The following is a 5,745-nucleotide window of genomic DNA, read 5'->3' on the forward strand; positions in this document are numbered from 1 at the left end:
TCGTGCCGCCGTGCTGATCGTCGGCACCGTGGTGCTGGGCCAGGTCGGACTGGTCGGCAGCCAGGACCTGAGCGTCTCGAACTTCGCCCAGGGCGGAGAGGGCGCGATCCTGCGTACCAATGTCAGCGAGACCTGCCAGGCCGCGATGATCGAGCTGCACGGGCAGGCCAAGTGGGATACGGCGCTGGAGCAGACCCGGGCCATCATGGCCGCGGGGGGTGTCGAGCAGGGCCATGAACTGTCGGCCGAAGAGATCGAGGCCGCCATCGCCGCCAAGGCCTCGGCCGCGGCACCTGTCGGGTCGGGCATCGCGACGATCATCGTCCTGCTGGGGCTGGTGCTGGCCGCGGCGCGGGGCGTGCGCCCCGCGGACGATCCCCGCCCGCTGCTGATCGGCGGCGGGGCACTGGCCCTGGTGGCCCTGCTGGACGTGCTGTTCATCGCGCCGACCACCTCGCCCGGTGTCAGCCTGCTGATTATCGCGCTGCCGCTGGCCGCCGCGCTCTGGGCCTGCCGGCATGCGGCCGCGCGGCTGGCCACCAACGAGCTGATCCGCGTCGTCTTCCCGCCGCTGGTGCTGATCGTCGCCGTGCTGGGCTCGATCCTGGGGGGCATCACCAACCCGACGCCCGCGGCGGCGCTCGGGGCGGGGGGGGCGATCCTGCTGGCTGCCTTCCGGAAGCTGAAGGACGAGGGGCGCGACCCCTGGGTGATCACCTGGTCGACCCTGGCGCTGATCGTGATGATCCTGCTGGGGGCCAACTTCGACCTGCGGGTGAACCAGACCGTGGTGACGGTGGAAAGCTGGCTGGCCTATCTGGCGGCGGCGATCTGCTTCATGTTCGCGGGCTTCGGGCTGATCTATGCCGGCTGGGTGCTGCTGCGCACCTCGGTGCTGGGCAAGATCGTGCGCGAGACGGCGAAGGTCACCTCGATGGTCTTCACCATCCTCGTCGGCAGCCAGTTGCTGAACCTGGTGGTGATCTCCTTCGGCGGCGAGCACTACATCCAGCAGTTCCTGAAGAGCTTCGACAGTGAGTTCCAGGTCTTCCTGATCGTGATGCTGGTGCTCTTCGTGCTGGGCTTCGTGCTGGACTTCCTCGAGATCATCTACATCGTCATCCCGATCGTCGGGCCCGTCATCTATGGCGGTACCTTCGATCCCAAGTGGGTGACGATCATGATCGCGGTGAACCTGCAGACCTCGTTCCTGACCCCGCCCTTCGGCTTCGCGCTGTTCTACCTGCGCGGGGTGGCGCCCGCGAGCGTCACCACGGGCCATATCTACCGCGGGATCGTGCCCTTCGTGCTGATCCAGGTGCTGGGGCTGGCGCTGCTGTGGTTCGTGCCGGGCATCGTCACCATCGTGCCGGACCTGCTGGGCCGCTGAGCGGAAAGGTGAGACGGGACAGGGCCGTGGGGAGAGATCCTCGCGGCCCTTTTTCATGGAGGGCGGGTCCACGAAGGGGGGGGAGGTGGGCTGAAGCCCACCCTACGCCGATGGCGCGGATCGGTCCCGGGCGCGGTAGGACGGTGCTTTCGGTGAGGGGGCAGGTGGCCGCCGCCCCAGGCTTGCGACGAGGCCCGCGCAGTCGACCGAAGCGGGACGTTGCGTAGGGTGGGTGAAACCCACCTTCCTCTCTACGTGTCGCGGGCGAACTGCAGCAGGTCCCAGCGGTTGCCGAAAGGATCGCGCCAGACGGCGACGCGGCCGTAGGGCTCGTCCCGTGGCGCTTCCTCGAAGGTCACGCCAGCCCGCAGCATCGCCTCGTGGTCGCGTGCGAAGTCATCGGTTTCGAGGAAGAAGCCGACGCGGCCGCCGGTCTGGTTGCCGATGGCAGCCTGCTGCGCGGGGCCATCGGCGCGGGCCAGCAGCAGGCGCGTCCCGCCGCCCGGCGGCGCAATGAGCACCCAGCGTTTGACAGGTGAAAAGGGGGATATCCTCGATCAGGTCGAACCCCAGGGCACCGATGTAGAAATCCAGCGCCGCGTCGTAGTCCGGCACCACCAGCGTGACGGCATGCAGGCGGGAGGGCATCAGCGCGCCATTGCCCGCAGGCGCGGGGCGGCCAGACACGAGGACACAGGACGCGAGGACACATGATGCGAGGACATCGGACGCGGGGGCATCGGGCAGGCGGGCACTGGACGGGCGGTCATCAGCGGCGGCTGCCGGGGGCGCGGGCGTCGGGCAGGGTGATATTGGCCACTTGCTCGGCGATCGGATCGCTCTTCAGGGGATGGGTCGTCGCGTCGTATTCCGCGGGCTGGCGCATCTTCTGCCAGCGCCCCTCGTGATAAAGCTCGAGCCCCGAGAACTTGCACTTGTAGCCCATCTTCGGCGAGCCGGGCACCCAGTAGCCGAGGTAGACATAGGGCAGCCCGGCCTGCCGTGCGATCTCGATATGGTCGAGGATCAGGAAGGTGCCGGGCGAGTTGCGCTCCATCTCGGGGTCGTAGAAGGAATAGACCATCGACACGCCGTCATCGAGCACATCGGTCAGCGAGGCCGCGCGCAGGCCGCTGTCGTCGACATATTCGACCACGCGCGAGCGGATCGGCGTTTCCTCGATCATCGCGGCGAATTCGAACACATCCATGTCGGCCATGCCGCCATCGGCGTGGCGCTGGTCGAGATAGCGGCGGAACAGGGCGTATTGCTCTTCCGTCGCCCAGGGCGAGGTGGCGCGGCGCTGCAGGTGGCGATTGCGCTTCAGCACCCGGCGCTGGCTTTTCGAGGCGGTGAAGGCCGCCACGTCGATCCGGGCCGAAAGGCAGGCGGCGCAATCGGCACAGCTTGGCCGATAGAGCACGTTCTGCGACCGCCGGAAGCCCTGCTTGGACAGCGTGTTGTTCAGCTGTTCGGCCGAATCCCCCTGCAGGGAGGTGAACAGCTTCCGCTCCATCCGGCCCTCGAGATAGGGGCAGGGCTGCGGCGCGGTCACGTAGAACTGGGGGGCGAGCGGAAGCGAATGACGCATGGGCCTGTGAGGGGAGGGGGCTGATTTCCAACGATAATCCGCCGGCAACCTCTGGCATCTTGGCGAAGGCGGCCGGCGGGGCGGGGTTGACGGGATCTGGTCCGGCGGAGAATGACACCAAACCTGTTGATGAAACGATAGCAACCTTGCTCTTCGCCGCCAAGCCCCCGGGCCGGAAGCCGCCGGAGGGCCGCGGCAAACTCGGGCCGGGGCGGTCGGGGCGCGCCTGGGCCGGGGTGGGCAAAGCGGGGGGCGACAGGGCCTGCGGGGCCGGCGCGCCTTGCCGGTGTCAGGCCGGCAGAGACATGCCGGCCCTGCTCAGCCCAACCGCAAGGGGCCTGACCGTGACGCGCCAGCCGTGTTCGGGCCAGCCATGTTCGGGCCAACCATTGTCGACCCAACCATTGTCGGCCCGGACAAGCTCAGACGCGGCTGGTGTTCACGGCGGTGGTGTTCAGCACCATGTCGGTCAGGCCCTGGCCATAGGGCGTGAAGCACATCATCAGCGCCGAGATCAGCTGCAGCGGCGAGATCGCCAGCGAGACCGTGTAGCCCAGCACGTGCAGCAGCGCGTCCTGGCCGGTGAAGCGGCCGCCGTCCATGTGGCGGAACTCGATCCCGAAAAGCCGCATGCCCCAGGTCGATCCGGAACCGGCGACGGTGATCCAGCGGTAGAGGAAGCTGACCAGCAGCATGACGGCCGGGAAGAAGAAGATGCTGATGAAGGCGGTGAAGGGGATGGTCAGGGCCGAGATGGCAAAGATCACCAGCATGTCGACGACCCATGCGAGGGCGCGTTTCATCGCAACGCCGTCATAGGCCTCGGGGACGTAGTCGGGGTCGGGCAGGGGGGCGGGATAGGCGGAATGCATCGGGGTCCTCACTGAAGATCCGGGCCGGCACTGCCGGCGTGTCGGACAAGCATATGGGGCGGCGGGGCCGCGGGAAAAGGAAGAAAAGAAAGGAAGGAAGGGGGGCGTCGGGGCGGAAGGGCCCGGCAGAGGCGCGGGCCCTTCGGCATCTTCGGACCCGGCCCGAAGGGGCCGGGGCGGTCAGAGGTGCCGGATCAGATCTCGGCGTAGGGACTCGGCGCGGCGCGCTGGTCGTCGTCACCCGAGGGAGCGTTGCGCTCGTTGCGGGCCTTCTGGGCACGGTCGTCCATGAACTGGTCGAACTCGGCCTTGTCCTTGGCGGCGCGCAGGCGCTCGAGGAAGGCTTCGAACTGCTCCTGTTCATCTTCCAGCCGGCGGAGGGTTTCCTCCTTGTAGGCGTCGAAGGCGGTGTTGCCCGAGCTTTTCATCGCCGCGAAACCGGCGCGACGCATGCTGTGCATGTGGTGGCGGGCGTGACCGCCCGAGCGGCAGGACTTTGCGAACATCTGCTTACCCCAGATCATGTAGAAGAGAATGGCGAGGCCAACCGGCCAGAAGAACACGAAGCCCAGCACCATCGCGGCGATCCAGGCTCCCTTGCCCTTGCTGTCCAGCCAGTCCTCCGTGCGACCCAGCCAGCTGCGCCGGGCAGGCGCGTGCTGTTCATGCATGTGGGCGGTGGTGGCGGTCATCTCGGTGTCTCCTCGTGAATGGATGTGAATGTCTTTCACATCGAATAGATTGGCATCACGGGGCGGTCCTGCAAGGGGGTATGTGAATGTTTTTTACATTGATCAATTTTCGGAAATGAAATCAGCTACTTGAGCGCCGGTGATCTGCGGAAGAACCTGCGGGTCCATGGGGAAGATATGGCGCGGAGTGCCTGCGGCGGCCCAGATCCGGTCGAACTCCAGCAGACGCGGGTCGAGGAAGGCGCGGATCGGGTTGAGGTGTCCGACCGGGCTGACCCCGCCGATGGCGAAGCCGGTCTGGGCGCGGATCAGCTCGGCATCCGCCTTGCCGAGCGGCTCTCCGGCAACGGCCGAAGCCTTGGCCGCATCGACCCGGTTGCCGCCGGCGGTCAGGAACAGGATCGCCTCGCCGCTCTCCTCGCCGCGAAAGATAATCGACTTGGTGATCTGGTCCAGCGTGCAGCCGGCAGCGGCGGCGGCCTCTTCGGCGGTGCGGGTCTGGCCCATTTCCTGGATCTCAGCGGCGATCCCGGCCTCTTCCAGGGCGCGGCGCACCCGCTTCAGGCTCTTGCTCATGTCAGTCTCCTCGCGTTGCGCGGGCAGCATGGCGCGGGCGGCGGGGATTGACCAGAGGCCCCGATCTGCGCAACGTCGCGCCATGGAAGATCGCCTGATACCGACCCGCCTGCCGCGTCCCTTCGATCCCGAGAGGGGGGCTGAGGCGCTGTCGCTGATGCCCGACCTCGACGGCGACCTTGCCGCACTGATCCGCGGCACGGCGGGCTCGTCCCCCTATCTCGCAGGATTGATCGGCAAGGAAACCGACTGGCTGCGCGGGGCGCTGGCCGCCCCGATGCGGGCCCTGTCGGACGAGGGTGCGCGGCTGCAGGCGTTGGAGCCGCTGGACCCTGCCATCGGGCCCGAGCTGCGGCGCGGCAAGCGGCGCATGGCGCTGATCGTGGCGCTGGCCGACCTGGGCGGCGCCTGGCGGCTGGAGCAGGTGACCGGCGCGCTGACCGATTTCGCCGACCTCGCCACCGGCGTCGCCCTGCGCGCCGCGCTGTCTGCCGAGCTGAAGCGCGGCAAGCTGCCCGGCATGGACGAGGGCGACCTCGCCACCGGGTGCGGGCTGGTCACGCTGGCCATGGGCAAGATGGGCGCCGGAGAGCTGAACTACAGCTCCGACATCGACCTCGATTG

5 protein-coding genes and 2 pseudogenes are annotated in these 5,745 nt (G+C 67.9%); 2 read left to right on the forward strand and 5 right to left on the reverse strand.

The genetic code is table 11. The features are described from left to right. The coding region (locus OS124_RS0114325; protein WP_010140418.1) for a TRAP transporter large permease subunit at positions 1–1,390 on the forward strand (1,390 nt) is incomplete at its 5' end. A gap of 251 nt (positions 1,391–1,641) precedes the next feature. Here the strand turns inward: OS124_RS0114325 and OS124_RS24760 are convergent. The 5 genes and pseudogenes from OS124_RS24760 to OS124_RS0114350 all read right to left on the reverse strand — a co-directional run bounded on the left by OS124_RS24760 (position 1,642) and on the right by OS124_RS0114350 (position 5,121). Further along, positions 1,642–2,038: pseudogene (locus OS124_RS24760) on the reverse strand (VOC family protein). 121 nt (positions 2,039–2,159) lie between these two features. Beyond that, positions 2,160–2,981 carry an arginyltransferase gene (locus OS124_RS0114335; RefSeq protein ID WP_010140420.1) on the reverse strand — a complete coding sequence of 274 codons (822 nt, stop codon included), beginning with the start codon at positions 2,979–2,981 and terminating at the stop codon, positions 2,160–2,162. A gap of 422 nt (positions 2,982–3,403) precedes the next feature. Next, positions 3,404–3,853: an RDD family protein gene (locus tag OS124_RS0114340; protein ID WP_010140422.1), complete on the reverse strand. Its 450-nt coding sequence runs from the start codon at positions 3,851–3,853 to the stop codon at positions 3,404–3,406. Positions 3,854–4,047: 194 nt separating this feature from the next. After that, complete coding sequence (locus OS124_RS0114345; RefSeq protein WP_010140423.1) at positions 4,048–4,545, reverse strand: DUF2852 domain-containing protein; 498 nt, start codon at positions 4,543–4,545, stop codon at positions 4,048–4,050. Between the two features lie 102 nt (positions 4,546–4,647). Then, positions 4,648–5,121: a YbaK/EbsC family protein gene (locus OS124_RS0114350; RefSeq protein ID WP_010140424.1), complete on the reverse strand. Its 474-nt coding sequence runs from the start codon at positions 5,119–5,121 to the stop codon at positions 4,648–4,650. An 82-nt stretch (positions 5,122–5,203) separates the two neighbouring features. Here OS124_RS0114350 and OS124_RS0114355 point away from each other — a divergent pair. Then, a pseudogene (locus OS124_RS0114355) lies at positions 5,204–5,745 on the forward strand (glutamine-synthetase adenylyltransferase); the annotation flags it as partial.

The sequence above is a fragment of the Oceanicola sp. S124 genome (genome assembly GCF_000220565.1).
Lineage (GTDB): Bacteria > Pseudomonadota > Alphaproteobacteria > Rhodobacterales > Rhodobacteraceae > Pseudooceanicola.

What these genes read in the sequence shown, in the direction of transcription:
- OS124_RS0114335 (WP_010140420.1), bottom strand. Translation starts at nt 2,981, where the DNA reads ATGCGTCATTCGCTTCCGCTCGCCCCCCAGTTCTACGTGACCGCGCCG.
- OS124_RS0114350 (WP_010140424.1), bottom strand. Translation starts at nt 5,121, where the DNA reads ATGAGCAAGAGCCTGAAGCGGGTGCGCCGCGCCCTGGAAGAGGCCGGG.
- OS124_RS0114340 (WP_010140422.1), bottom strand. Translation starts at nt 3,853, where the DNA reads ATGCATTCCGCCTATCCCGCCCCCCTGCCCGACCCCGACTACGTCCCC.
- OS124_RS0114345 (WP_010140423.1), bottom strand. Translation starts at nt 4,545, where the DNA reads ATGACCGCCACCACCGCCCACATGCATGAACAGCACGCGCCTGCCCGG.